Genomic DNA, 26,098 nt, shown 5'->3' with positions numbered 1-26,098 from the left:
TTCTGGTCCCGCTCCTACTTCGCGGGCTCGTGCGGCGGTGCACCACTCACGGTGATCCGTCAGTACATCGAGCAGCAAAAACGTCCACTCTGACGTGCAGGTCAAGGCGGTCTCAAGATGCGTTTCCCTCCCCGGCCGAAGCCGGGGATACCCACGCAAGACCAGGGATGGCGCAACAGATAGGTGCAACCCTTGTCTTCAGCCGGGCGGTGCTGGCGTTGCCGCCGCGTGCTGCGCGCTGGTCATGCCCACCCTCGGCGGGAAGCGATCCATCCCAACTGGATTCGACTTTCGGCCCCCGCCTTGAGCATGAGTTCGCCGATGCGGCGCTGGACGGTGCGGCGGGAGACGCCGAGCTGGCTGGCGGCGGCCTGGTCGGTGAGGCCGGCCAGGACAAGGGCGAGGACGCGGGCGTCCGTCTCGTCCAGGCCGTCGGGTCGGATCTCGGTGACGCCGCCCACGGTGTTGGGAGAGAGCGGGTAGGCGCGCTCCCAGGCGAGTTCGAAGTACGCGAGCAAGGCCTCCAGCAGCCCGCAGGTGTGCACCAGGATGGAGGCGGGGGAGGTACGGCGGCCTGGGATCAGCGGCACCATGGCCACATCGCGGTCGGCGATCATGAACTTCACGGGGACCGATTCCGCGACGCTGACCTGCTGTCCGGCCGCCAGGGCGTCCAGCGCCTCGGCGACCACGCCCGGCTGGCCGAGCATGTCGCGCTCCACGATGGTGCGGTAGAGCACGCCACGGCGCACACCGGCGGGCTCGGCGGTGTTGTGCGTGCGCTGCACGACGGTGGTCTCCGGCACCATCATCGCCCGGATCTCGTGCCGGGCGGACTCCTGGAGTTGCATGAAGCGGTGCCGGACCGCGCGGGGGTCGGTGATGACCTCGACGATGCCGCCGCCAGCGGCCGCGTTGCGGTACTCCTCGGTGAGCGCGAGCAGGGCCTCTTCGGCGGCTCGCAGGTCGTCGCGGCGTTGCCGCAACGTTCCACCGAGCGCGAGGGCCGGGGGCGCGGCGGTGAAGACCGTGGCCACCGACGGCTCGCCGTCCGCACTGGGCACCGCGAGGCCGCGCCGGGCCAGTGTGGTGAGCAGTGGCAGTATCTCCGCCGGTGCACGGCCGGTCTCGGCTGCCAGCACGTCGGCGTTGGCGCCGGCCCGGGCCACCAGGAGGCGGTAGACCTCCTCCTCGGCAGGGCCAAGCCCGAACAGCGAGAGCACGGGGCCTCCTCGTGGTCGTTCGAGTGAAGTCCCAGAGAGATTACGGAGGCTGCCGTTCCGCCAGTCACTCAGGGGTGGGGTGTGACACGACGGAGGGGGCGCCAGCCCCGCCCGGCTTGGAGCCGCCTACTTCAGACCGTAGGCGCGGATCACCTCCTGACTGATGTGGTTGCCCGCGTCGTCCCAGTCCTCGGTCTTGAGCGACATGAAGCCGGGGCGGGGGGAGTCGTAACGGGCGCTCCAGGTGCCGGACTTGCCGCTCTTGACCGGCGGCCAGGCGGCGCCGTCGTCATAGGACACCGACAGCGTGACTCCCTGGATCTTCCCGGCGCCGACCGAGCCTTTGAGGTGATGCGGCGTCAGGGTGAGCGCCTGCTGGCCGCCGCGGGCGTCGCCCGCGAGGTCGGTGTCGATGCCGTAGTCCGTCTGGAGCACCGCCATCTGGTCGATCTTCGTCGGGTCGGTGACCGGGTTGGACCTGACCTGCCGCACCGTGTGGGTCTGGGGGACAGTCGGTAGGTGGCGGCGTCGCGTTCGGCGGTCAGGCCGAAGGTGTAGACCGACGGCGTGGTCAGGACGGTGTAGAGCGTGGCGACCTGGCGAGTTGCTGGTCTTGATCGGTGTGCCGTCCTGATAGACTTTCAAGCTCGCCTTGTCGCCGCTCTGCATATCCCCGGCGTGGCCCGCACCGCTGTCGGCCCAGGGCTGAACGTTGAACGCCAGGAAGTTGCTGTACCGCCGTGACCATCAGTAGGTGTTGCCGTTGGCGGGGCGCGTCACGGGCCCGAACCAGTCACGGACCTGCCGTGAGCCCGGCTTGTACGCGCTCTTCGGCCCTTGCGACATCAGCACCAGCCCAGGCCCGGTGGCCACACTCTCCACCCACGACGTTCCCTGCTGCGTCGAGACGTAGTCGGTGCGCGTGCCGGGAACGTCCACGCACTGCAGGTGCCAGAGCACGTCCAGGTCCTCGATGCTGTCCGCCCCGGCGATCATGCCGCGCACGATCGACAGGGCCTTCGCGTCGGCTGCCGTACCGGCACCGTTCCTCGCGCCGGTGAGGTTCACCTTCTCGGCCACCAACCGGGGCAGAGCGCACCGCTCGGCCAGCCGGATCTTCGGCTCCGCACCCCAAGGTCCTAATACTCCAGTCTGGCTTCGTGATCTTGCGTCAGGAGCGACTGGGAAACCGCTCCCGGATTGCACGTCCAGGGCGGCACCGAAACCTGGGCGGTTCAGTCGCCAGCGTCGCAGGTGCGTACTCTGAGCATGGTCAACCGGATGCCGTGCGAGATCTTGAGGACATCCTCACAGCGTGCCGGGAACTGGACAACTGGCACATGATCGGGTGCGGCAGCACGGGCGCGCCGCCCTGCCGTGCGCGGGGAGGAGAGGCACGTCGGTGCCCGACGACATCGCACGCTGGCTGATCGAGCACGCCCGACCCCTCGGCACGCTGGCACCGGGCGCTCCCACTGACGATCTCGAACCGCTGCATGACATCCTGCGCGGGGTGCGGATCGTCGGTCTCGGCGAATCCACCCACGGCACCAGCGAGTTCTTCCGGCTGAAGCACCGGATCGTGGAATTCCTGGTGCGTGAGGCGGGATTCACCACCTTCGCCATGGAGGCCAGCGCGTCCGCCGCCTGCGCCCTGGACGCATACGTGCGGCACGGCACCGGTGACCCCGCGCTGCTCGTGGCCCGGCTGGGCTTCTGGACCTGGCGCACCCAGGAGATGCTCGATCTGGTCGAGTGGCTCCGTGAGCATAATCGTGGCCTGCCCGAGGACCGGCGGGTCCGCTTCGTCGGCGTGGACCCGCAGCGTTGCGCCGACTCCGTCGAGGCGGTCGCCGCCTTCCTGCGCCGGGTGGCGCCTGCGCCTGCGGCGGACGTGCCGGAGCTGAAGATGCTGGCGCAGGCCCACCCCGCTTCCCGGCCCGACCCACAACAGGCACTCATGCGCCGTGCCGAGGAACTCGCAGGCTTCCTCGCGGACCATCGGGAGGAATTCGCGCGGCGCGCCGCGCCGGACCATGTGGACAGGGGCCCTGAATCGACGGACGATATCGACCAAGTCCTGGAACACGCGCGGATCCTCGTGCGTGCCGCCGACCTGGTGACCCGCTCTCCCGACCTGTGCTCCGGGGAGGACAGTGTTTTCGCCGTGCGCGATCGCTACATGGCCGACGCCGTGGCGCGGCTGGTGGACGACAGCCCTGAGGGCCGCGTCGTGGTCTGGGCGCACAACGGACACATCGCGAAAGGAATGTATGGCGAGGGGGTGCCTGCGATGGGCAGCAGGCTCCGCGAACGCTACGGCGATGCCTACTACGCGCTGGCTCTGCTCTTCGGCAAAGGCTCCTTCCTCGCCCGCCGCGGCAACGACGTTCAGGGCCTACCGGTACGACACCGCATCGGCACTGGCACCCGGTCCATCGAGGCACGGCTCGCGGATGCCGTGCCAGGTGACTACTACGCCGACCTGCGCACCGCTGGTCCGTCGCCCGAAGTTGCTCCGTGGCGGCTTGCCCCACAGGCACAGCGCAGCTTCGGTGCCAGCGTGCCGCGGTTCGTCTATCGCTTCAACAGGGCACCGTTCGTGCCGGCGAAGGACTACGACGGCATCGCCTTCGTCGCCCGTTCTACCTGCTCGCACGTGCTGCCGTCGGTGGACTCGTGAGCGAACTCCCTTGGCCAGTCTGACTTCGCGATCTTGTCGCGGACCCGGCTGGGAACGGGTATGGCCACCGCGTGATCATCGAGGGTTGTGTGGACTCCTGAAGATCGTGCGGTGGCCGCAGGCCATAGCGTAGACCCTGCCCGTTGGCGGGCGATGTTCGACCAGGTCATGGCCCGGATCGCGGGACGCTTCGGCCGTGTTGAGCCGCGGGCGACCGCCCGCTCCTACCTGCTCGGGCTGTTGTCGAACGTCGAACGGAAGAACTGCTGGCAGCTGGCCGAACAGGCGGGCCATACCCGGCCCGGACCGACGCAGCGCCTGCTGCGCCATGCCCGCTGGGACGCCGACGTGGTCCGCGACGACCTGCGTGCCGTCGCCGCCGAACACCTCGGCGGCGACGGCGCCGTTCTCGTGGTCGACGAGACCGGCTTCCTGAAAAGGGCCGGTCCCCGGCAGGGGTGCAGAGGCAGTACACCGGCACTGCGGGACGCATCGAGAACACCCAGGTCGGCGTGTTCCTCGCACTGGCCACCAGCCGGGGACGGGCCCTGATCGACCGACGGCTCTACCTCCCCGAACACTCCTGGTCCAATGATCCCGAACGCCCCACCGCGGCCGGGATACCCGAGACGGTGCAGTTCGCCACCAAGCCCCGCCTGGCCGTCGAGATGATCACAGCCGCGCTGGACGCCGGGATCACCGCTTCCTGGGTGACCGGCGACGAAGCCTACGGCCAGGACCCCCAGCTCCGCGCCGCCCTCGAAGCACGCGGCGTCGGCCACGTGATGGCCGTCGCCTGCTCGATGCGGGTCAGGATCAACCACGGCCGCACCCTTGTCCGCGCGGACACCGTCGCCGGCCGCCTGCCCGCCACGGCCTGGCAGCGGCACAGCGCCGGCAACGGCGCGAAAGGCCCGCGCTACTACGACTGGGCCTGGATCCACACCGGCACCGGCAACCATCGGCATCTGCTCATCCGACGCAACCGGTCCACCGGCGAACTCGCCTTCTACCTGTGCTGGTCACCCACCGAAGTGCCCCTGTCCGAACTGGTCCGCGTCGCCGGTGTCCGCTGGAGCGTGGAGGAGTGCTTCCAGGCCGCCGAGGGCCAGGTCGGCCTCGACCACTACCAAGTGAGGCACTGGGCCTCCTGGCACCGGCACATCACGCTCGCCATGCTCGCCCTGGCCTTCCTGACCGCCCTTGTCGCCGACGCTGCACCGCAACGGACTGCCGATACACACCAGCCCGCCCGCAGCAGCGATCTGATCACGCTGACCGTCCCGGAGATCCGTTGCCTCCTCGCTGCCGTCTTCAACCCACCGGCCGGGACTGCGGCCAGGCTGCTGCACTGGTCCATCTGGCGCAGACGCCACCAGGCAACAGCCCGACGCAGCCACTACCGACGGCGGACCGCCGACGAACCTGCTGGATAGATCACGAAACCGTACTGGAGTACTAACCGGCTACCTCGAGGTCGTCGACCAGTGGGAGGACAACGCACTGACCGGCGTGTTGTAGCGACACACAGCGGAGTCGGCTGCGTGCTTCACACCAGCCGCAGCACCGGCCTGGCGTCCGGCATCCCCAGCAATTCCCTGACACCGTTCAGGGGCCACGCCAGACAGCTATTTCTCCGTCATCGCGCCCGAACTGGCCGCCGCGATCCTCAAACGCCGGGCCGACCAGGTGCGGCGGACCGCGGATGAGCTCGGGCTGCGTCCGCAGGACCTGGTCGAGCTGGGTGTCGTCCGCGGCATCGTCGAACCGGCGGGCTGAACGGCACGAGCGGCGCCGCCTCCCAGGTCCCACGGAGACGGCGCCGCCCTGTTATTCGAGGTTGCGCCGCGTGCGGTTCACCCCATGGCTTCAGCGGCCGGAGCGCGTCACTTCACGCCGACCGCCCGGATGATCTCCTGGGTGACCTGGCCGCCCCGGTCGTCGCGAGCGGATGCGCGCAGCGAGATGTACTGCGCGTCGGCGGGTACCTTCAGGGTGCCGTGCCAGGCGGCCTTGTTCGCGTCGCGGTCCAGGCCGACGGACGTCCAGGTCTGGCCGTCGTCGTAGGAGACCTGGAGGGTGCCGTCGCCGATGGTCCCGGTGTCCGGCGCGCCCTTGACGTACTCGGAGTAGATCCCGACGGTCAGGCGCTGCCCGGCGCGGACGTCGCCCGCGAGGTCGGTGTCGACGTTGAAGCCAAGGTTGAGCAGCGGCAGGAACGTCCACTTGTCGGCGGGCGTCGCGGCGGACTTGATGGTCCACTCGGAGTGGCCCTTCGTGGACAGCTTCCAGCGCGCGGGGTCGAGCGCGGTGTCGGTGACGACCTTGTAGGTGTGCTCGGCCGGATCGGCGTTCCGCACGTACCCGGCCGAGCCGGTGCGCCGGTCGACGCGCGCCCCGTCGACGTAGACCTCGGTGGTCTGCTGGATGGACTTGTCGTTCCACACGTCGCCGAACCCGGTGTGGTCGGGTCCGGAGTCGCCCCAGCCGGGGGTGTTGAACTGGAGGAGGTTCCCGGCCCGCTGCTGGCCCCAGCCGAGCCCGGTGCCGAGCCAGGGGTGCCAGATGGGCTTGAACCAGTCGACCCGGCTGCGTGTGCCGGCCCGGTAGGTGACCAGGCCGCTGCGCTCCTCGATTACACCGGGCCCGGTGGTCACGGACTCGTGCCACTTCTCGCCGGGGCCGGTGGTGACGAAGTCGGTGCGCTCGGCGGGGTAGTCGATACGCTCCGGGAAGCCCAGGCCGATGCGGAAGGTGTCGTTGATCGAGTAGCGGAACTCCCCGCCCTGGGCGGGCTTCGCCGCGTAGAACGTGTCGTCCAGCCGGGCGAGTTTGCTCTTCTTCGGGGTGTAGGCCAGGTTGCCCGGGATGGCACCGGGGTGGCTGTCGGACAGGTCGTAGACGTAGGGCGTGTTGCGGGTGGTCGTGAGCTTGACGCGCTTGCCGGCCGTGGCCGCGGCCATCAGCCGGACACCGTCCGCGGCGTTGACCGTGGCGACGAGCAACGACCGGTTGGTGGAGTCGGCGTTGCCGAACCAGGCCATCAGCCGGCCCGGCTGGTCGTCGGTGACGAACAGGGCCTTGGCGCCCGCGTCCTGGGCCGCCTGAGCGAGCGCGACCGGCGAGATGGCGCCGGTGGCGTGGACGACGACGGCCTTGCCGCGCACGTCCTTGCCCGCGTAGTCGGCGGGCGCGCCGGCGCCCGCGTCGACGACCGGCACGGTGCTGCGGCCGTCGGTCAGGGCGCTACCGGGCTGGACAGTGGCGTCGCCCAGCGGCCTGTCGCCCGCCTCGGCCTCCAAGAGCGGCTTGCCGAGCCGCCAGACCGTGCGGTACTCGAAGGTGCCGTCGGTGACCTTGTCGGTGGGGGCGGCGAAGATGCTGTCGTAGGTCGGAGGCACCAGGACCGCGCCGAGCAGGTCGGCGCCGTTCGCCTTGCGGTCGTACTCCATGACCAGCTGCCGGGTCTCGGTGCGCCGGTCGACCTTGGCGCTGATCTCCTTCAGCTGCCGTCCGTTTAGGGTGACTTCGCGGTCCTGGTCGAGAATGACCTCGGGGGCGGCGAGGAAGCCGAGGCCGAGCGAGTCGGCGCCGTGGCTGCCGCGCACTTTGAGGAAGGTCGTCACGCTGTACGTGCCCGGCTTCAGCCGCAGCTTCAGGGTGCCGGAGTCGCCGACCTGTGCCGGCAGCGGGTCACTGCCCTTGACGAGTTGCTGCAGAGTGAGGAGTGCGGCGGTCGCGGCGCCGTCGCGGTCCTTGACGTGGACGGTGAGCGTGTACCGCTCGTCCTCCTTCACCAGACCGAAGGCGGTGTGCGCGACGGGGGCGCCGTCGGCGCTCGCCACGATCTGTCCGCTGGTGTTGCCGACGGCAGCCTTCGCACCGTCACCGGTCACCGTGGTGGACGCGGTGCCGTGCGCGGGCACGGTCAGCTTCGCGTCGGCGAGCGAGACGACGCCGTCGGGAGCGCCCTGCGCGGCCAGACTCAGCTCGACCGGCTGGTCCGAGGAGTTGGCGTAGGTGAGCGTCTTGGTCACCGGCTTGTTGTCCGCATAGGGCCAGCTGTAGAAGCCCAGGTCGGCGCTGCCGGTCGCGGTGATCCGCGCGGTGATCGCGGCGGGCACGGAGACCCGGCCCGCGCCGAGTGCGTACGCGGACGCGCCGAGCTGCTTCGAGGTCGACATCAGCGCGTCCTTGAGCTGCGCGCCATTCCAGTCGGGGTGCTTCTGGGCGAGCAGCGCGGCGACGCCCGCGACATGCGGCGTCGCCATCGACGTACCACTCAGCGAGGTGTAGTAGCCGCTGCCGCTGATCAGCTGGGAGCGGGCGGCGAGGATGCCCACGCCGGGCGCGGACACGTCGGGCTTGAGCGCGTTGTCGCCGATGCGGGGACCCTGGCTGGAGAAGTACGCGGCCCGGTCAGCGGAGTCGACGGCGCCGACGGTGAGCGCGGAGTCAGCAGCACCAGGAGAGCCGATCGAGCCGGGGGCGCCGGAGTTTCCGGCGGCGATGACGAAGAGGGCGCCGGTCTCCTTGGAGAGCGTGTTCACGGCCTGCGCCATCGGGTCGGTGCCGTCACTCGGCTCCGACGAGCCAAGACTCATCGAGACGACCTTGGCGTGCACGTCCCGCGCGGCCCACTCCATCCCAGCGATGATCTGCGACTCGCTGCCGAAGCCCTGGTCGCTGAGGACCTTGCCGACGGAAAGCGTGGCGTCCGGGGCGACCCCCTTCTCCTTGCCGTCCGACGCAGCACCGGTACCGCCGACGGTGGAGGTGACATGGGTGCCGTGGCCGTTGCGGTCGGCGACCTCCTGCCCCTCGATGAAGCTCTTCGACTGGGAGATACGTCCCGTGAGATCCGGGTGCCCGGCGTCGATACCGGTGTCCAGCACGGCGACCTTCACGTCCTTGCCGGTGAGTCCGGACTCCCAGGCCTGGGGCGTGCCGATCTGCGCGTTGGACTCGGCCATTTCGCCCCTGACGCGCCCGTCGAGCCAGATCTTCTCGATACCGTCGGCGAAGCGCGCGCCGTCCGAAGTCGCCGCACGCGCGGCGGGCTTGGCGGCCTGCGGGGCCACGGACCGCCAGAACTCGCGCTCCTGGCCGGCGCGGACCGCAGCGCCGCCGATGCTGGGCAGGGACCGCACCTTCTCGGCGCCCTGCGGCACACTCGGCGCCAACCGCGCGCTCCTGCCGTAAGTGACGATCAACGGCAGTCCGTCCGCCGCGCCTTTGTCTCCATCGGCGAAGCCCTGGCGTATCAGCTCGCTCACATCGAACAGCCGCGCGTCGAGGGTGCCGGCGTTCAGATACGGCAGTGCCTCGTCCGGGACGACGGTGATCTGGCCGTTCGTCGTCTCGGTGCGGACGGCGCCGGCGGCACCCTTCGGGCGGTCCACGCTGACGGTCTTCTTGCCCTGGCCGAGGTCGGTGACGGTGACCTTGTCGCCGGTGACGAGCGTGACGGTATGGGTGGCGTGGGCGGTGGTCGTAGGGCGTGCGGCGGCTTCGGCGCTGGTGTGCGCGGCCGCTTGGCCGCCGCCGTCCGGTCCGGCCGCGACGGCCTGCCCTGCCGTACCGGCCGGGAGCAGGACGAGCGCGAGTGAGGCCGACAACAGCCCGGCTCTGCGTCTCCGGGGAACTCTGGTCATGGAGCCCTCTCTTCATCGGACCCGGGAGGGGGTGATCCCCGAGTGCTGCGAAGAGTGTGGTGGGGTCTGTGGCGCACGGACCTGAACGGGTCCTGGCGGGAATGGGCATGGCGCCTTTTTGCCAGCGTCCGCTGCGATGCACGGCCGCACGTGGATTGCGAATTGGATGGCCAGCACAAGTGCCGTCCGGAGTTCGGCCCGATGGGCGGCTTACGGCCTTGGGAGCAATTGAGGTGGGGACGTGCTGGCCTGGTGGTCCGGCTGGTGGTTGATCAGCAGGCGGCCTGCCGGGCGAGCACCAGCTCAGTACTCGGCTTTCCTTCATCCCGCTGACGATCTTCGGCGTGGTGGTCAGCGTCCACACCCGGTTGCCCGGGTCGATCCGTTCCGGGCTGAACCCCAGGGCGAACTGACGGCCCATCCGCAGCCTGGAGACCTCCTCCAGCACCGGGCCCAGGATGGTGCCGGTCGTGCCCGGATAGCTGGTGGACTCCAGCACCACCAGCGCCCCCTCGCGCAGGTAGCGGCCCACCGCCCGGCCCGCCGCGAGCACGTACGACAGATCGGGGGACCGTCGCGCAGCGGCGTCGGCACCGCGATCACCGCCACGTCGAACCCGGCCAGGTTGTCCGGGGACGCGGTGGGCCGGTAGGCGCCGTCCCGCAGCAGTGGCTCCAACTCGGCCGCGGCGACGTCCTCAATGGGCGTGCTGCCGCACGCCAGCTCCTCGGCCCGGCGCGCGTCGGTGTCGAACCCCACCACGCGGTTTCCCATCTGAGCGGAGCGCACCGCCAGAGGCAGACCCACGTAGCCCTGGTCGACCACCACGACTCGAAGGGAACTCGCATCACACGCGTACCGGCTGGTGTGGACACACTGAACATGGCGCTCCTCAAGATCGAAGAACCGAAGGGCCGCCCCTCCCCGCCGGCCTTACGACCGCCGCGGGGGACCGGCCCGCATCACGACGAGCCCGGGCACCTGCTCCCGTGACACCGCCAGGCACGGTGACGTCACAGCCCCTCCCGTTCCGGAAGAGACCGCCGCCCGGCACATCACAGAATGGGTTCAACTGGTCGGCCCGGTCGACGGGTTGACGGGGGCCCTGGGGAGGTCCCGCCTTCGCTAAGCAGTAACCGACTCTGTGCGCTGAGTGATTGACTGAAGCGGTGGAAAAGAGACGCCACCCGCTGGCTGCGGCGCGCATCGCGCTCGGCATGACGACGAGGGAACTCGTGGCCGGCATCCAAGCCGCGGCCGCCCGGCGTGGCCTGCGCTCAGGCACCGACGTGGCACGGATACGCAAATGGCAGCGCGGCGTCAGACCCAGCGAGGAATCCCAGGTCTACATCGCCGAGGCGCTCGGCCTGCCCGCAGACATCGTCCGCGCCGACGACTGGCCCAACTGGCTGCCGCTCACCGCTGACGGCGTGCTCCCGCTCGGCCCACACAGTTCCGTGCCCGCCCTCAGAGAGGCCCTGCGAACAGCGATGGAACGCCGCACCTCGACGTCCTGAAGATCGGCGATCCCTCCCCTGTCCTCGGGGAGTCCGAGGAGGCGCGGCGCGGCCGGCGCCTGGCGCTCCTGCAGACCGCCCTGTTGGAGCACGCGGCGGCGTACAACCTCCGTACGGTCATGACGTTCCACCAGAAGGTGGAGGAGGAGGCGGCGTTCGCGGAGAAGCTGCCGGAGACCGCTGCCGAGCTGTACGTCAACGATGCCTCCGATGAGGACCTGGCCGCCGCCGACAAGCTGCCGAAGTCCTCGATCGACGCGGAGTTCTACGAGCTGGAGGCCGGCCGCCACGTCCCGCCGGACCGGGTGTGGTCGGCGTGGCTGTGCGGCGACCACCTCGTCACCGAGCGGCGCGAGGCCCTGCGCCAGTTCGCCAACGGCATCGACGCGGCCGGGCGCCGGGTGCACCGCGCCTTCCTCGCCAGCGTTCGCATGCTCGGGGAGGGCGTGGACATCACCGGCGAGTGGGGTGTGGAGGCCGTGTGCTTCGCGGACACCCGCGGCTCGCAGGTGGAGATCGTGCAGAACATCGGCCGCGCGCTCCGGGTCAACCGCGACGGCAGCACGAAGATCGCCAGGATCATCGTGCTGGTGTTCCTGGAGCCCGGCGAGGACCCGACCGACATGGTCGCCTCCGCCAGCTTCAAGCCGCTCGTAGCCGTGCTCCAGGGCCTGCGCTCGCATGATGAGCGCCTGGTCGAGCAGCTCGCCTCCCGCGCGCTCACCAGCGGCAAGCGCAAGGTGCACGTCCGTCGTGACGAGGACGGGCAGATCGTCGGGGCCGGCGGGGAGGGCGACACGCAGGCCGCCGCGAAAGCGGCGCTGCTGCACTTCTCCAGCCCGCGCGACGCGGCGACCATCGCGGCCTTCCTGCGCACCCGGGTCTACCGGCCGGAGTCGCTGGTGTGGCTGGAGGGCTACCAGGCCCTCATCCGCTGGCGAGCGGAGAACGAGATCACCGGCGTCTACGCCGTGCCCTATGACACGGAGGCCGAGGCCGGCGTCACGAAGGACTTCCCCCTCGGGCGGTGGGTGCACCAGCAGCGCAAGGCACTGCGGGCGGGTGAGCTGGAGGACCGGCGCAAGGTCCTCTGGACGCGCCGGAGGCCGGGATGGTCTGGGAACCCGGCGAGGAAGCCTGGGAGACCAAACTCGCCGCGCTCCGGTCCTACCGGCGGGCCACCGGCCACCTCGCACCGCGTCAGGACGCGGCATGGGGCGAGGTCCAGGCGATGGTGCCCATCGGACAGCACATCGCCAACCTCCGCCGGAAGGGCGCGAAGAACGACCGGGGCAAGGACCCGGAACGCGCCCGGGTACGCGCGGCGCAGCTGACGGCGATCGACCCGGACTGGGACTGCCCCTGGCCCCTGGGCTGACAGCGCCATTACCGCGTCCTCGCCGACCTCGTCGACGCCGACGGCAGCCTGCCCGACATCCAGCCCGGCGTGCTGATGGACGGCGACGGCATCGGCAAGTGGCGCTGGCGGCAGCAGGAACCGGGCACCTGGGCACAGCTCCTGCCCGAACAGCAGGAGCGGCTGACCACGCTCGGCATCAAGGCCGCTGCGGCCCCGGCCCCCGCCCCGGAGGCGGCCCGCCCAAGCAAGGCGCGGCAGGCGTTCCAGCGGGGTCTGGAGGCCCTTGGGCAGTAGGTGGAGCGGGAAGGTGCGGGCCGGGCGGTGCCGCGCGGCCACAGCGAGGAAATCGCGGTCGACGGCGAGGCCGAGCCGGTGATCGTGAAGCTGGGCGTGTGGGTCTCCAACACCAAATCGAGGCGCGACAAGCTCAGCGCGGAGCAGCGGACAGCGCTTGCCGAGCTCGGAGTTGAGTGGGCGGTCCCGGTGACGATTCCCCAGGCCGCCTCGGAGGGTCCCTGACCACTTCCAGCGCGCTGTGACCGGACCCTGGGCCGCGAGGACCGGGGTCCGGTGCTGTGTCGTGCGCCGACCTGCGAGCGGACATGCCGGGTGTGCAACGAGGGCTCTGTTGCACACCCGTTTTGCAGGGCCGGTGCACGAGGAGCGGAAAGGGACAGAGGCGGGCGACGACGCAGCGAGGGCCAGGAACGGCCGGGGCACGCCGGGCGCCTCAGTCCGGTTCCTGTGTCCCGCTTCATCCCCCGATCAAACCCGGCACACCACCACCGACCGCATCAGAACTATCGAACCTGAGACAGCATCACCTGCCATGAGATAAAGCCCCACGACAGCGATCCCCCACCCAGATCTCTCGCCCTACGACAGTGACAACCCCACCACCGACATCCCACTGACCAGCGCTGAAAGACCACAGGCCCAAACCAGCACTACTGACTCTCACTACACCGACACCAAACCGAGAGATCGCACCTTCACCACCGCGGCCCAGGGCGCCGACCGGTGGTGGGGGCTGGACGTGGAGCACCTGGGGCGCCGCCTGATCGGCAATGACATGACGGCCGCCATCGGGCAGGTACAGTTGCGCCGCCTCGCGGGATTCGTCGCCCGGCGCTCGGCCCTCACCGAGGTGTACGACACCGGGCTCGCCGGACTCGACGGGGTGCGGCTGCCGCCCCGTCCGCCCGCGGGGCACCGCAGTACCCACTACTTCTACTGGGTCCAGTTCGCCGAGGACATCCGCGACCGGGTCGCCAAGACGCTGCTGGAGCGCGGCATCTACACGACCTTCCGCTACATGCCGCTGCACCACGTCCCGCTCTACCGCTACGGAGGGCCGCCCTCCGTCCTGCCGGGCACCGACGAGGCCTGGTCCACCACGCTGCTGCTGCCGCTGCACCAGGCGCTGCGGGAGGACGAAGTGCACACCGTCGTCAGGGAGTTCACCGCCGCCGTACGGGAGTGCCGGGCCGCCGGGGATCCGCCGGCTCAGGGCTGAGAGGGCAGGTCCCCGGCCACCGACCTCAGCTCGTCGAGGTCGGCCCGGCGGCCGTCCGCGTACGCGTCCCGGTAGGCCCTGTCGCCGAGGGCGCCACGGACCTTCGCGGTGATGCGCTCGACGTCGCCCCGCTCCGCCGGCGCCGGCGGAGCGTTCGTCGCCTCCCCAGCCTCGGCCGCCGCACCCAGCAGCCGCGCGGCATCGCGGTGGCGGCCAAGCTGCGCGTGCACTCCGGCCAGTCCCACCAGCGCGATCACCACCCCCCGGGGGTCCCCCGCCAACTGCCGTGCGACGTCGAGGCCTTCCAGGTGCAGGGCCAGCGCGGCCCGGGTGTCGCCCCGCGCCTCCGCGATGAACCCCAGCTCGGGCAGGATCAGCGCCAGCGGCAGGGTGTTGCCCAGTCCCGACCGCTCCTGCGGCATCCAGTCGAGCACTCGCCGCAGATGTGTCTCGGCCATCTCCAGCTTTCCCGCCTTGCGGGCCGCGATCCCGAGCCCCATCTCCCCGAAGATCTCCCCCGGTTTGAAGCTGTGCTCCCTGGCGAGCCGGATCGCCCGCTCGTGAAGCTCCCTGGCCTGCTCGAACTCGCCGGTGAGCATCGCCACCCGGCCGAGCCAGGAGAGCCTGCTGGAAACCTCCGACCACAGGCCCAGCTCCTGCGCGGTGCGCAGCCCGGTCCAGTGCAGTTCGGTGGCCTCCTCGTAACGGCCGGCGATCTCGGCCAGGTTGCCCAGGGAGTCCGTCGCCTGGAGGTACCCCCAGCGGTCGCCGATGTCCCGGAAGAGCGCCGCACTGCGTTCGCCGTCCCGTCGGAGCGAGGCCAGATCCCCGCGCACCATCGCGTGCTTGGCGCGGGTCCCCAGCGCCGCCGCCGTGCCCCACCGGTCGCCGAGCCCGTCGAAGGCGGCCAGCGCCGCGCCGACGAGTTCCTCACTGACCGATAGATCGCCGAAGTCGCTCTCGATGAAGCCGAGGAACCAGCGCGCCCGCGCCCGGTCGGCGGGCTCGTCGTCCCCCCGGTCCAGCGCCTGTGCCGCCCGCCGCCTGGGTCCGTCGTCCGCCGCGTCCCCGGACAGCACCGTGAAACCGGCCTGCCAGGCCAAGGCCACCGCGCGGACGGCGCCCGGCACGGGCTCCGTCTCCCCGCCGTCCGGGGCCGTCGCGTCCAGGGCCGCGCCGAGCTGTCGCATGCCCTCGCGGAGCCGCCCGCGCAGGAACCAGTACCAGGCCAGTGAACTCGCGAACCGCAGGGCCGCGTCCCTGGCGCCCGCCCGGTTCTCGGCCGCGTCCCGGATCACGCCGGTGAGCGCGCTGCGCAGGTTTCCGCGCTCCGTGTCGAGGAGGTCCAGCCACCCCTGCTGGTCCGCGGTGTACAGGTGCGGCCCGGCCCGTTCGGCGAGCTCCCGGTAGTAGCGCCGGTGACGCCGCACCGGCTCGGTGTCCCCGGCCTCCCGCAGTTTCTCGCGGCAGTACTCGGCGACGGACTCCAGCAGCCGGTAGCGGTGGCCGCCCACACGCTCCACGGCCACCACCAGGGAGCGGTCCACCAGCCGCGCCAGCAGGTCCGGCACGTCCCGGGCCGCCACGTCCTCGCCGCCGCACACGGCCTCGGCCGCCTCCAGCGTGCAGCCGTCCACCTGGACGGCCAGCCTGCGCAGCACGATGCGCTCGGGCTCGGTCAGCAGCTCCCAGCTCCAGTCGATCACCGCGCGGAGCGTCTGCTGACGCGGAGCGGCTCCCCGGCACCCGGCGGCCAGCAGCCGGAATCGGTCGTCGAGCCGGGCGAGCAGGCCCCCTACGCCCAGAGCACGGATCCGGGTGGCGGCGAGCTCCAGGGCGAGCGGGATGCCGTCGAGTCTGCGGCAGACCGTGGAGACCGCGCGGGCGTTGTCCGCGGTCAGCGAGAATCCGGGCACGATGTCGCGGGCGCGGGCCACGAAGAGCTGTACGGCGCTGGACCGCTCCAGCGCCTCCGGGCGTGCGTCGTCCGCGGGGTCGGGCAGCTCCAGCGGGGGCACGGGCCATCGGGCCTCGCCCGCGAGCTGGAGCGGCTCCCGGCTCGTCGCCAGGATCCGCAGGCCGGGCGCGGCCAGCAGCAGGGTCTCGGTCAGCGCCGCGGTGGCCTCGATCAGGTGCTCGCAGTTGTCGAGGACCAGCAGGACCTGCTTCGTCCGCAGATAGTCCGCGAGCTGCCCGGCCGGTGTCCTGCCTCCCTCGGCGGCCCCGGGGTCCGCAGCGGCGGCCTCGTGCACCCCCAGTACCGCCATCACCGCCTGGGCCACCGACTCGGTCGCCGGCTCCGCCTGCTCAGGGACGCCGGAGCGCGCCAGCGGGGCCAGTTCCACCAGCCACACCCCGTCGGGGAACGTGCCGACGGACCGGCTCGCGGTCTCCAGGGCGAGCCGGGTCTTGCCCACTCCGCCGGGCCCGATGAGGGAGACCAGACGGCCCGCCCCGAGAAGGGCGCGTACCTCGGCGACGGCCGTGTCCCGGCCGATCAGCGCGGTGATCGGGGAGGGCAGGTTGCTGCCCGCGGGCGTCACCGGGGCGCTGCCGGGGCCGGAACCGGGCATCGGGGTGAGCGCCGGGTCCTGCCGCAGGATCGCCCCGTGCAGACCGGCCAGCTCGGCGCCCGGGTCGAGCCCCATCTCCTCGACGAGCAGCCGCTGCAGTTCCTCGTACGTCGCCAGCGCCTCGGCCTGCTGCCCCGATCGGTAGAGGGCGAGCATGTACGAGGCCCGCAGCCTCTCCCGGAGCGGATACCGGCCCACCAGTTCACCGAGCTCCCCGGTCAGGGCCTGGTGCTCGGCCAGCGCCAGCCGGGCCTCGGCCTGGTTTTCGCAGGCCGACAGGCGCTGTTCGCTCAGACGGGTGATCGCAGGCTGGAGGAAGGGCTGATCGTCGAAGTCGGCGAACGCCGCCCCCCGCCACAGCCCGAGCGCCTCGGTCAGCAGGGCCGCGCGTCCCCGCGGCTCCGGAGCCGTCCGGGCCCGTTCGACCAGCGTCTCGAACCGGCTGGCGTCCACCGCGTCGCCGGGGGCCTCCAGCGCGTATCCGGTCGCGAGCGACACCAGCAGGTTCTTGCTGCCGGGCTCGGCCTCTTCCAGCACCCGGCGCAACCGGGAGATCTTGATCTGCAGCGCGCCCACCGGGTTGGCCGGAGGGGCGTCGCCCCACAGGTCGTGCACCAGCTGGTCGGTAGAGACGGGGCGCCCGCCGTGGGCCAGCAGATCGGCCAGCAGAGCACGGATCTTCTGCTCGGGAATCCTGACCGGATGATGGTCCTCGGTCAGTACCGAGAGCGGGCCCAACACACCGAAACGCATGGGCAACGGTATCGCGTGCCGTCCGACAGGGGAGCGAATGCCGTCCGACAGTGCTCCGAAAGCGCTGCTGGGCAGGGTGGGAGGGGCATCGGGCAGCCGCGAATTCCCCTGGCGTCTGCCCGGTGCCTCCACAAACTGCCGGGCCCCGCTCGGTCCCCTGACGGAGCAGACGGAAGGTTCAGTGATGGATACGAACACGACCAGCGAGGCTCCCGCGAGGGCGGGGTGGCGGGAGTGGATCGGCCTGGGCGTTCTGGCCCTGCCCACGCTCCTGCTGTCCCTGGACGTCAGCGTGCTGAACCTGGCCCTCCCCCACCTGAGCGCGGACCTGGGCGCCAGCGCCACCCAGCAGCTCTGGATCACGGACATCTACGGCTTCATGATCGCCGGGTTCCTGATCACCTGGGGCAACCTCGGCGACCGCATCGGGCGGCGCAAGCTGCTGCTGTTCGGCGCCGCGGCCTTCGGCGTCGCATCGGCCCTCGCCGCCTACGCCGACAGCCCCAACACCCTGATCGCCGCCCGCGCGGTCCTCGGCATCTCGGGGGCGACGCTGATGCCGTCCCTGCTGGCGTTGATCGGCAACATGTTCCACGACCCCAAGCAGCGGGGCACGGCCATCGGCGTCTGGATGAGCTGTTTCATGGGCGGCATGGCGCTCGGCCCGGTCGCCGGTGGCGCGCTGCTCGACCGCTTCTGGTGGGGTTCGGTGTTCCTGCTGGGCGTGCCGGTCATGGTGCTGCTGCTGATCCTCGGCCCGCTGCTGCTGCCCGAGCACCGCGACCCGACGGCGGGCAGGACCGACCTGCCGAGCGTCGTGCTCTCCCTCGCCACGATCCTGCCGGTCATCTACGCGGCCAAGAAGCTGGCCACCGACGGATTCGCGGCGACGACGCTGCTGCCCCTCCTCGCCGGTGTCGTCATCGGCGTCGTGTTCGTCCAGCGGCAGCGCAAGCTGGCCAACCCGCTGCTGGACCTGCGGCTGTTCCGGAACCGCACGCTCAGCTCCGCCCTCGGCGTCGCCCTGCTGTGCTCCGCCACCATGGGCGGCGTGACGCTGCTCGTCTCCCTGTACCTCCAGCAGGTGGCGGGGCTCTCCCCGCTGGAGGCGGGGCTGTGGCTGGTGCCGTCCTTCGCCCTGGCGATCGTCGGCAACCTGGCCGCGCCCGACCTGGCGCGCCGCATCCGGCCGGCCTACGCCATCGCCATCGGCCTGCTGGTGACGGCGGTCGGCCTGCTGCTGATCACCCAGGTCGAGGACAAGGGCGGCATCGCCCTGGTGGTGACCGGATACGCCATCGCGTTCGCGGGCACCAGCCCGATGGGCGTGCTGAGCACCGAACTGGTCGTGGGCTCCGCACCTCCCGAGAAGACCGGCTCGGCCGCGGCGATGTCGGAGACGAACGGCGAGTTCGGCATCGCGATGGGCATCGCCGTCCTGGGCAGCGTCGGCGCGGCCGTCTACCGAGGCCGGATGGACGACAACATGCCCGCCGACATTCCGGCGGGCACCGCCGACACCGCGCGCGACAGCCTCTCGGGCGCTTCGCAGGCCGCCGCCGGTCTCCCCGGGGCCGCGGGGGAAGACCTGCTGTCCGTCGCCCGTGAGGCTTTCACCCGCGGGCTGCACATCGTCGCCTTCTCGGCCGCCGTCGCCATGGTCGCCTTCGCCGTGCTCTCCGTCGTGGTGCTGCGGCACGTACGCCCCAGCGCGGAGAGTGAACAGCAGCCCGACGGCACGGCCGACGAGACGGCTGGCAAGTCGGAGCCCAGCACGGTCGGAAGTGCCACTACGCAATCCTGAAGATGTGCGGGTGCGGGCCCCGTTGCCATGCTCGAAGCGCTTCATCCGGATCTCTTCACCCGAGAAAGAGGACACGGTGCTGACGGCTCAGACGACGACACGAGAACAACTGGTCCGCAACGCGACGGAGGGCGCTGTCACGTTGTTGGGTGCGTGGGTCTCTGACGGCGCGTCGGGGCGTGGCGGGGGCCGGGTTTCGGGTCGGTGCTCAGGCCTCGGAGGGCTGGCTGGCGGCGCCGGTGGCCTGGTCCCAGATTGCGAAGCGGATGGTCATCTCGGCTCGGTAGCCGGGGGCGCTCATCAGGTGGCGGCGGGGCCGGAAGTGCGGTGAGATGTCGCTGAACGCGGACAGGAACCGCTGGGCCTCACCGGTACTGCGGAAGCCCTTCATCGCGCGTTCACGCTGCCTCGTCGGCTGATGACTGTTCTCTGCCCGGTTGTTCAGGCCCTTGTGGGAGCGGTGCTCGACCGAGGGTATGACTTCTCGGTGGGCCGCGCCGTAGGAGCACAGTTTGTCGGTGACGACCACCCGGGGCACCGTACGGGTCTTCTTCAGCAGCCTGCGGAAGAACCGCCTGGCCGTAGCGGTGTCCCGCCGTTCTGTACGAGGATGTCCAGGACGGTGCCGTCGGCATCCACGGCCCGCCACAGGTACTTCTGCTCTCCGTTGATCTTGATGAAGACCTCGTCCAGGTGCCACTTGTCACCGGGCCGGGGTTGCCGACGGCACAGCGCGCCGACGTAGGCCTGCCCGAACTTGGCGCACCAGCGGCGGACCGTCTCATAGAAGACGAGCACGCCGCGCTCGAGCATCAGTTCCTCGACCTCGCGGAAGCTGAGCCGGAAGCGGAAGTGCAGCCACACGCAGCGCGCGATGATCTCCACCAAATACCGGTGCCCCTTGCACGACGGCGGCGCGCTGTCCACGGACGCCCCCTCCCAGCATGACCAACCAGAAGATCATCCCACCCGGTCAGTCAACGTGACAGTGCTGGTGAACACCCACCCCTGCCGGGTCCCGGACACTTCCGGTCCGCTGCCTTGCAGCATATCCGCAGCTCAGCGCCCTGCATACACGTGCCTACAAAGGCAGACGCCGGCGGGCCTTCCCGGCCGTTCATGTGGGGCAGTCTGATGCTGCGCCGAACGGTCCCGGACGGACCTCCCTCGTTGGAGGTCACCGAAGGTACGCGTCCGGAGTTCCGCGCGGTCCGCCCTTCGTTTCTTCCTCAAGGAGTGCACCATGCCAACTGCCCGCAAGGCCCTCACCTCCCTCCTGTCGGCGATCGTGCTCGCCGGCGGTCTGGCCGTCGGTGCCGCCGGCCAGGCAAATGCCGCCACGTGCAACACGTCCAAGGAGGCCAAGATCGACGGGTCGCAGGCCTCGTGGAGCCTGACCTGCACCAACAAGAGCGTACGGGTGTCCGGTTGGGTGGAGGACACCCGTATGGACGGCAAGTGTGCCGTCGTTCGCGTCGTCGGCGGTGGCACGCAGAAGGCGAAGAAGGCATGCAGCTCGGGTGTCCGGGAACAGTTCGCCTTCACCTTCCCGGGGAAGGAGGCAGAGGTGCGACTGGCCATCGTCTGACCACCTCCGCCGCAGGCCCGGGTGCTCCGCCGGCCGCTGGGCCGGCGGAGCACCCGGGTTCGGGTAAGGAATGGCCTGGTGGAACGAGGTCACTCCGTTGCGAGGAAGTCCTCGATCTCCGCGGCCACTTCACGCGGCAGCTCGACGCCCGGGAAGTGTGTCTCACCATCGAGCCGCGTGTGGCTGAACCACGGGTTCTTCGCGCGGAACTCGTCTTGCAGAACGTCGTAGCTCTCGTCCTTCGGATGCGAGAACACGTGCCGGACTCCATCGGATGACGGGCGGTCACCCCGACTGCAGTTCCGTGGTCACTGTGGTTGGACCTCGTCCTCATTGATGTCGTGGCCTTGCGAGGTCAGCCAGCGCTTCACGGCAGCGCGCTCGAGGGTGGCTTGGGTGATCTCCTCCGCCAACCCGTTGCCCTGCAAGTTCTGGATGATCGAGTTGAGTTCCCCCTCGGTGGCGAACTTGAGCAGCCAGGTCGCGCCATGCCCCCATCATGCGCCGTCCCTTGGCCCAGGCCCGCCGCTGGTCGGCGATCTCGCACCCAATGGCGGGGGCGTCGTGTTCGGCGGCGATCCGTTCGTAGTGCTGGAAGTATGCCTCCAGCATCCGGTGGGCGATGACTATGTCCTCGGGATCTGCTGGCATGCCGTCCTCGCTGCGGACGGCCGCGAGCTGCGCCAACGCCTTCTGCCGGATCTCGCCGGCCTGGGCGGCGGCCTGGAGCAGCTCTTTCTGGGCGTCGCCCTCAGCGGCTCCCCTGCTCGCAGGGGGACGTACTTCGCCCGGGGCCAGAGGGCGTCGTCGTAGCCGGGGGTGTCCCGCCAGGGGAAGGATAACCAGCGAAGGCGCTTCCAGTTCTCCCGCAGTTCCGCCAGGTCACGGTCCAGGTCGGTCTCGTAGCGGAAGTACCCGGTGATGTCGTCGTAGGTCATGTCCACGGCCGTGTCCAGGGCGAGGAGTGCGCGGTGCTCCTCGGTGCCGGTCTCGTGCTCGGCCAGGAGCGCGGGTCCGCTCCTTCAGGAAGCCGTACAGTGTGTCGGCCTGGGCGCGGGTGAGCTGGTCGGTGTGGATCTCGTAGGGGGACTCGTCCAGAGCGACTTCGGTCACGGTCGGATCTCCTGAGTAGGGCGTCCGGATTGACGGGGTGTCACGTCCGGTTGCGCCGCGGACACGGGCAGCCCGGGCGCGGCGTCGAAAGCGCTCACGGTACGCCGGAGAGAGTCATTACTCCGGCTGGTTCCCGGCAACAGCTAATCCTCGGGTGCGGCCGGAGACCAGCGCCTGACCCTCCGCCAGTCACGCCGTCTGCTCCAGGCACCGCGGCACAGCCACGTCCTGGCCGGCCCTCTCGGCTCGGGCCCGACGCAGGGCGGCGGCCTCGGTGACGACGAAGCCGGCGCCCGCGTGACGGGTGCCGGCTCGGTGCGGGCAGGCCACGCGCCAACGTGGGCTCTGCCGGTGTCCCTGTCGGCATCGGTTGCAGCCAGTAGCAGTCAAGGACGTTCGCGGGCCGGGAAGACCGGCCTCGTGGTGTTCTGCGACCCACCATCATTCATAAACAGGGACTGCGGCAAGCCGAGCATGGACGCGCATGAACCATCCCGGTGGGTGAGGCGGTCGTCAGTCGCGGCGGCGTGACATCGGTGCTGGTCAGGCACAGACGTGGGGCGAGGGAGTGAGAACCGCCCTCTTGGACACCAGCGAACCAAAAAAGAACTATTTAGGCCATACCGAATATTGCGGTCAGGGATCGCTCTGCGGGGAACGTCCCCGCAGTGGAATGATGGAAGCACGCCCAACACAGCAAGCGACGCCAATCGCCGCTGTGCACATGGGACTTGCAGCCAGTAGCAGTTTCCACGCCCGGTCCGCCGCCCCCTTGGGGCCCGGGTATGCCGAAAGGACTTCGCATGCCGTCCGACACCACCCCCACCGAGCCCTCCCCGCCGGACGCCCCATCCCGGCTCGGCGCTCCGCAGGCCTTCAGCGCCGTCTCCTTCCCCGTCCTGGGCGGTGCTCTGCACGTCACCGGGATGCCCCTGCAGGACATCTTCATCCTGCTGGGAGGCTGCGGCGCCCTGGGCGCGGCAACGGTCATGGCCGTCGGCGGCGGCCGCCGCCTGACGTCGCTGGCCGGCGCGGTGCTGCGCGCCGCCGCCGGGAGGTAGGAGGCCGCTGGATGGGACGCCGAGAGAACCCCGTCGACCACAGCCGGCCCGCCCGGGGCCGACTGGCCGAGTACCTGCGCCTGCGGCGGCAGTCGACCGGGATGACCTACCAGGAACTGGCCCGGCTCACAGAACTATCGCCAGCCACGCTCAAGCGGGCGGCCTCCGGCGCCGTGGTGGCCAAGCACACGACGATCGAGGCCTACGTGGAAGGCTGCGGCGGCGGGCCGGGAGCGGTACGGGACGCCGGCGAGCTGTGGCGGCACGCGCGCATCGAGGAACGCGGCCGGCTGGCGCAGATGCACGCCCCGCGGCCCGAGTTCATCAGCGACGCCGCTGACCTGAGCCGGGCCCTGGAAGTGGTGTGGGAACAGGCCGGAGCACCGAGTCTGCGGGACATCCGGAACCGCTCGGGCAACCCGCTCGCCCTGCCGGTCAGCAGCGCTGCCCGCATCGTCAACCGCGACGCCATCCCTGCCGACGAGCAGCAACTGAAGGCGTTCCTGACCGGCTGCGGCATCCCGCCCGAGAAGCACACCGCGTGGACGGCCGCCTTTGCCAAGGCCGGCAGCACCTCAGCCGCGGCCACCGCTGCGCAGGGGCCGCCGCAGGAGTGGACGGCCCCGGACCGCCAGGTCGCGTGGAGGCGCCTGCTGCGCACGGCGTCCGCCCCTACGAGCGGGTCGGCCCCGCCAGGCGCCGGGCCGGGCGCCCGGGCCAGTGACCAGGTGTGGGGGCGGCTCATCGAACTGCTGCCGCCCGCCGCGCTCGAGGAGGCCATCGCCAGCGGCATGCAGAGCTACCTGGCGTCGGAAGCCGCCCGCAACGGAAAGACGCTATACGCTCCGGCGTCCTGGCAGCCGGACATGCTCGCGGTGCACGACGGCAAGTACACGGTGATCGAGGTCAAAAGCACGTCCAACCCGCCCCGTCGGCCTCCGGCGGACGGAGCCGCGGGCATCCCATCGCACAGGCCACCCGGCAGCGGAGGCCACCCCACCGCCCGGACCGAACCCCGTCCGCACCCCCCACACGCCCTCCGGGCAGCGTCCTGATCACACCACCGACCACCCGTCGGCCAGCCCTTGGCGGCACGGCCGACGGCACAGGCGGTGTAAACCGCGAACACAGCGGTAGCAGCGTTGGCCAGGCAACGCCGCCAGCGAACTCGAAGCGCCGCCGCATACCAAAAATCACTCAATCTGAACCTTGCACGGCACAGATGACACGACCTGATCACCCACCCAGCTAACTGACAAACCCGCAGGTCAGGTCTCTGCCCCAGCACAGCACTTGCGATCACTACAGCTACTGGCGCTCTGCAATCCCCTGCCCGCCGCCGCACCACAAACTGATCAGTGCGGGCCAGGCCACCAACTACTGATCAGAAGAACCGCTCCTGAACATGGACGCGCTGCGAGAACTGGGGGCGGAGTGGGCATGACACAGGCTGCGGTCGGTCGTTGGATCTGACGGTCGAGCGAAGTGCACAGAGGCCCCGGGAAGTCGCTGGCCGAAAGTCGGGACCGTCGGCCAGACCGGCGGCTTCCGAAGCTGCAGGAGCAACCGGCCTAACGCCGTGCGATCAAGCCGAGGAGCAGTGACCATGCCAGTGTGCACACGCGACTTGACCAGCATCGACCGGAACCGGATGACAGTTGCCCCCTCCAACGGACACGAACAACGCGATCACCGACTCTCCCGCGATGGGCGGAGCAGATGCGGCAGTGGTGCGCCTGTGCCGGGGGACGCGGTGAGCCGGTTCGAAGCGGCGTTTGACAACGATGTCCTCGCCCCACAACTGTGCCGATCAGCGGGGTAAGACGCCGAGGTCTGACACCACTAAGACTCATGAGCCGTAGGCGCCGTGCGGGCGAGGACTGATACAGGGAGGTGTCCAAATGAAAGCGATCGTGGTGACGGACCAGGCCGCCGGAACGGCCGGGATGACGCTGACGGAGCGGTCCGAGCCGGAGCCGGCGATAAACGATGTCGTCGTTCAGATTCATGCGTCGGGATTCGTCCCGACCGAGATGGCGTGGCCCTCGACCTGGGCCGATCGCCTCGACCGCGACCGAACACCGTCGGTCCCCGGACATGAGCTGGCCGGAGTGGTTACCGCCCTCGGCTACGGCACGACGGGTCTCTCGGTGGGACAGCGCGTGTTCGGCCTCACCGACTGGCATCGCGACGGCACCCTCGCCGAGTACGCGGCCGTCGAGGCACGCAACCTCGCGCCGCTGCCGGGCGACGTCGGCTTCACCGCGGGCGCTAGCCTGCCGATCTCAGGCCTCACCGCGTGGCAGGGACTGTTCCAGCACGGCCGCCTCCAGGCGGGGCAGAGCGTCCTCGCGCACGGCGCGGCCGGCGCAGTCGGGTCGACGGTGACGCAGCTCGCACGAGAGGCCGGCGCCTACGTCATCGGCACCGGACGTGCCGCTGACCGTCACAAGGCACTCGACTTCGGCGCAATGGAGTTCGTCGACCTCGACAACGACACCCTGGAAGACATCGGCGAAGTCGACCTGGTCTTCGACGTCATCGGCGGCGACATCCAGAAGCGATCCGCAGGCCTGATCCGGGCCGGAGGAACACTGGTAACCGTCGTTGGGCCGCCCGAGGCGCGGCCTGCCCACGGCCTGGCGATCGACTTCGTTGTCGAGTCCGATCGTGCCCAACTGGGTGAGATCGTCCAGCGGGTGCGGGACGGACGACTGCGCACGAACATCGGCAACGTCGCGACCCTCGACGATGCCGTCGCCGCCCTCAACCCGGCCGAGCGACGCCAGGGGAAGACGGTCATCCGCGTTCGTCCGTAGGGACTCGGGCGGCGGGCCCGGCAAACGAGCGAGAGGTGATCTCATCGACGAACCGAGTACGACGCGGGCCAGGCCGTCAAGCGCCTGAAGGTGCCCGCAGCAGCCTTCCGATGGGCCCGGCACACCGGCCTCGTCCCCGACCCGGGGCGCGCGAGCTTGCCGACGTCCTTCCCCAGAGCCGGATCGTCCACCTCGACCTACCCGAGCACGAGCAGCTCACCATGTGCTGAGACACTCGCCGGGGCCGGGGGCGCCCTATCCCCACCGGACTCGAAGCAGACCTCTTCTCCACGGCTGTCGGGGGCAAAGACACCTCATGCAGTTAAGTCATCAAGTCGTGGGGGGTGCCTCTATGTCGTTCGTCAATCCCGCGCTGTCGGTTTTGGGGGTGTGGGTCCCGTTCATGGGGCGAGGGTGACGGTGGGTGTTCGGGA

16 protein-coding genes and 5 pseudogenes are annotated in these 26,098 nt (G+C 70.3%); 13 read left to right on the top strand and 8 right to left on the bottom strand.

The genetic code is table 11. From position 1 onward, the window contains the following. A partial coding sequence (locus ACF08M_RS39045; protein ID WP_392190054.1) for a transposase occupies positions 1 to 93 on the top strand: 93 nt, incomplete at its 5' end. A gap of 149 nt (positions 94 to 242) precedes the next feature. Here ACF08M_RS39045 and ACF08M_RS39040 read toward each other — a convergent pair. The 3 genes from ACF08M_RS39040 to ACF08M_RS39030 all read right to left on the bottom strand — a co-directional run bounded on the left by ACF08M_RS39040 (position 243) and on the right by ACF08M_RS39030 (position 2,303). Then, positions 243 to 1,223 (bottom strand): helix-turn-helix domain-containing protein, encoded by a 981-nt coding sequence (locus ACF08M_RS39040; RefSeq protein ID WP_392190053.1) that lies wholly within the window; start codon positions 1,221 to 1,223, stop codon positions 243 to 245. A 126-nt stretch (positions 1,224 to 1,349) separates the two neighbouring features. Then, positions 1,350 to 1,715 (bottom strand): hypothetical protein, encoded by a 366-nt coding sequence (locus ACF08M_RS39035; RefSeq protein WP_392190052.1) that lies wholly within the window; start codon positions 1,713 to 1,715, stop codon positions 1,350 to 1,352. Positions 1,716 to 1,970: 255 nt separating this feature from the next. Next, positions 1,971 to 2,303, bottom strand: coding sequence for a hypothetical protein (locus ACF08M_RS39030; protein ID WP_392190051.1), 333 nt, complete (start codon positions 2,301 to 2,303; stop codon positions 1,971 to 1,973). A gap of 322 nt (positions 2,304 to 2,625) precedes the next feature. On the opposite strand from ACF08M_RS39030, the gene ACF08M_RS39025 reads away from it, so the two are divergent. The 3 genes and pseudogenes from ACF08M_RS39025 to ACF08M_RS39015 form a co-directional block, all read left to right on the top strand. Then, positions 2,626 to 3,906 carry an erythromycin esterase family protein gene (locus tag ACF08M_RS39025; protein ID WP_392190050.1) on the top strand — a complete coding sequence of 427 codons (1,281 nt, stop codon included), beginning with the start codon at positions 2,626 to 2,628 and terminating at the stop codon, positions 3,904 to 3,906. A 168-nt stretch (positions 3,907 to 4,074) separates the two neighbouring features. Continuing rightward, a pseudogene (locus ACF08M_RS39020) lies at positions 4,075 to 5,342 on the top strand (IS701 family transposase). A 178-nt stretch (positions 5,343 to 5,520) separates the two neighbouring features. Beyond that, a pseudogene (locus tag ACF08M_RS39015) lies at positions 5,521 to 5,685 on the top strand (acetyl-CoA carboxylase carboxyl transferase subunit alpha/beta); the annotation flags it as partial. 107 nt (positions 5,686 to 5,792) lie between these two features. Here the strand turns inward: ACF08M_RS39015 and ACF08M_RS39010 are convergent. Further along, positions 5,793 to 9,560 carry a S8 family serine peptidase gene (locus ACF08M_RS39010; protein ID WP_392190049.1) on the bottom strand — a complete coding sequence of 1,256 codons (3,768 nt, stop codon included), beginning with the start codon at positions 9,558 to 9,560 and terminating at the stop codon, positions 5,793 to 5,795. Positions 9,561 to 9,882: 322 nt separating this feature from the next. Beyond that, positions 9,883 to 10,385, bottom strand: a pseudogene (locus ACF08M_RS39005) (nucleotide sugar dehydrogenase); the annotation flags it as partial. 344 nt (positions 10,386 to 10,729) lie between these two features. Between ACF08M_RS39005 and ACF08M_RS39000 the strand changes: the two are divergent. The 3 genes and pseudogenes from ACF08M_RS39000 (at position 10,730) to ACF08M_RS38990 (ending at position 13,953) form a co-directional block, all read left to right on the top strand. Continuing rightward, entirely contained in the window at positions 10,730 to 11,077 is a 348-nt protein-coding gene (locus ACF08M_RS39000; protein ID WP_392190048.1) for a hypothetical protein, read from the top strand. After that, positions 11,065 to 12,956: pseudogene (locus ACF08M_RS38995) on the top strand (Helicase associated domain protein); the annotation flags it as partial. The gene ACF08M_RS39000 and the pseudogene ACF08M_RS38995, both read left to right, overlap by 13 nt. A 517-nt stretch (positions 12,957 to 13,473) precedes the next feature. Beyond that, the gene (locus tag ACF08M_RS38990; RefSeq protein WP_392190047.1) at positions 13,474 to 13,953 is read left to right on the top strand and encodes a DegT/DnrJ/EryC1/StrS family aminotransferase; all 480 of its coding nucleotides are present in this window, start codon (positions 13,474 to 13,476) and stop codon (positions 13,951 to 13,953) included. Here ACF08M_RS38990 and ACF08M_RS38985 read toward each other — a convergent pair. Further along, positions 13,944 to 17,279 (bottom strand): BTAD domain-containing putative transcriptional regulator, encoded by a 3,336-nt coding sequence (locus tag ACF08M_RS38985; RefSeq protein WP_392190046.1) that lies wholly within the window; start codon positions 17,277 to 17,279, stop codon positions 13,944 to 13,946. The genes ACF08M_RS38990 and ACF08M_RS38985 overlap by 10 nt on opposite strands. A gap of 184 nt (positions 17,280 to 17,463) precedes the next feature. On the opposite strand from ACF08M_RS38985, the gene ACF08M_RS38980 reads away from it, so the two are divergent. Further along, entirely contained in the window at positions 17,464 to 19,083 is a 1,620-nt protein-coding gene (locus ACF08M_RS38980; RefSeq protein ID WP_392190045.1) for an MFS transporter, read from the top strand. 208 nt (positions 19,084 to 19,291) lie between these two features. Here ACF08M_RS38980 and ACF08M_RS38975 read toward each other — a convergent pair. Further along, a pseudogene (locus ACF08M_RS38975) lies at positions 19,292 to 20,010 on the bottom strand (IS6 family transposase). A gap of 316 nt (positions 20,011 to 20,326) precedes the next feature. Here ACF08M_RS38975 and ACF08M_RS38970 point away from each other — a divergent pair. After that, entirely contained in the window at positions 20,327 to 20,671 is a 345-nt protein-coding gene (locus tag ACF08M_RS38970; RefSeq protein WP_392190044.1) for a hypothetical protein, read from the top strand. Positions 20,672 to 20,760: 89 nt separating this feature from the next. Here the strand turns inward: ACF08M_RS38970 and ACF08M_RS38965 are convergent, their stop codons facing one another. Next, a complete protein-coding gene (locus ACF08M_RS38965) occupies positions 20,761 to 20,928 on the bottom strand; it encodes a hypothetical protein (RefSeq protein WP_392190043.1) in 168 nt (55 codons plus the stop codon). A 139-nt stretch (positions 20,929 to 21,067) separates the two neighbouring features. Between ACF08M_RS38965 and ACF08M_RS38960 the strand changes: the two genes are divergently transcribed. From ACF08M_RS38960 to ACF08M_RS38945, 4 genes are all read left to right on the top strand, one after another. Next, positions 21,068 to 21,484 (top strand): hypothetical protein, encoded by a 417-nt coding sequence (locus ACF08M_RS38960; RefSeq protein WP_392190042.1) that lies wholly within the window; start codon positions 21,068 to 21,070, stop codon positions 21,482 to 21,484. A 1,103-nt stretch (positions 21,485 to 22,587) separates the two neighbouring features. After that, the gene (locus ACF08M_RS38955; protein ID WP_392190041.1) at positions 22,588 to 22,845 is read left to right on the top strand and encodes a hypothetical protein; all 258 of its coding nucleotides are present in this window, start codon (positions 22,588 to 22,590) and stop codon (positions 22,843 to 22,845) included. 11 nt (positions 22,846 to 22,856) lie between these two features. Then, positions 22,857 to 23,900: a helix-turn-helix domain-containing protein gene (locus tag ACF08M_RS38950; RefSeq protein ID WP_392190040.1), complete on the top strand. Its 1,044-nt coding sequence runs from the start codon at positions 22,857 to 22,859 to the stop codon at positions 23,898 to 23,900. A gap of 846 nt (positions 23,901 to 24,746) precedes the next feature. After that, positions 24,747 to 25,664 (top strand): NADP-dependent oxidoreductase, encoded by a 918-nt coding sequence (locus ACF08M_RS38945; RefSeq protein WP_392190039.1) that lies wholly within the window; start codon positions 24,747 to 24,749, stop codon positions 25,662 to 25,664. The last annotated feature ends 434 nt before the right edge of the window (positions 25,665 to 26,098 follow it).

The organism is Streptomyces sp. NPDC015032 (genome assembly GCF_043080425.1).
Taxonomy (GTDB): domain Bacteria; phylum Actinomycetota; class Actinomycetes; order Streptomycetales; family Streptomycetaceae; genus Streptomyces.
The sequence above is the reverse complement of the archived record's forward strand: the minus strand, read 5'-3'. Positions and strand labels throughout refer to the sequence as shown.

Bases quoted from the DNA above. Each gene is read 5' to 3' on its own strand.
- ACF08M_RS39010 (WP_392190049.1), bottom strand. From the start codon at position 9,560: ATGACCAGAGTTCCCCGGAGACGCAGAGCCGGGCTGTTGTCGGCCTCA.
- ACF08M_RS38985 (WP_392190046.1), bottom strand. From the start codon at position 17,279: ATGCGTTTCGGTGTGTTGGGCCCGCTCTCGGTACTGACCGAGGACCAT.
- ACF08M_RS38980 (WP_392190045.1), top strand. From the start codon at position 17,464: ATGGATACGAACACGACCAGCGAGGCTCCCGCGAGGGCGGGGTGGCGG.
- ACF08M_RS38970 (WP_392190044.1), top strand. From the start codon at position 20,327: ATGCCAACTGCCCGCAAGGCCCTCACCTCCCTCCTGTCGGCGATCGTG.
- ACF08M_RS38955 (WP_392190041.1), top strand. From the start codon at position 22,588: ATGCCGTCCGACACCACCCCCACCGAGCCCTCCCCGCCGGACGCCCCA.
- ACF08M_RS38950 (WP_392190040.1), top strand. From the start codon at position 22,857: ATGGGACGCCGAGAGAACCCCGTCGACCACAGCCGGCCCGCCCGGGGC.
- ACF08M_RS38945 (WP_392190039.1), top strand. From the start codon at position 24,747: ATGAAAGCGATCGTGGTGACGGACCAGGCCGCCGGAACGGCCGGGATG.